This window comes from Thalassobacterium maritimum (genome assembly GCF_031127805.1).
Classification (GTDB): Bacteria; Verrucomicrobiota; Verrucomicrobiia; order Opitutales; family Coraliomargaritaceae; genus Thalassobacterium; species Thalassobacterium maritimum.
Map to the genome: position 1 here is coordinate 1 of NZ_JARXHW010000307.1, position 320 is coordinate 320.

General features: G+C 50.3%; 1 protein-coding gene. It reads right to left on the reverse strand.

Features of this window, described 5'->3' with window-relative positions:
• Nucleotides 1-320: transposase (locus QEH52_RS20975; protein ID WP_308952803.1), on the reverse strand; the 320-nt coding region annotated here is incomplete at both ends.

Below are 320 nucleotides of genomic sequence, written 5' to 3' on the forward strand. Positions count from 1 at the left end.
TTCATGCGAGCCAGCAGCTTTTGTCGAATCAAGTCCGCCTCCGCTCCCCCATCTCTTAATTCCCGCTCCATCACAGAAACAGAAGCGGTTTGATACAAGGAAGGCTTCGCATAGAGCACCCGATAGCGTCGCATCAGTTCCGAATCGGAGACCTTAGCTTCCGGACAGACACGAACCAGCACATGGAAGTGATTGTTCATCAAGCAATAAGTAAGCACTTCGACGCCCGAAAAATCTGCGACCTGATGGATCATCTTTCGCAAGACCTCCATTTCTCTCAGTTTAAAAAGCGCCTGCCCATTCACAGTGCGGGACATACA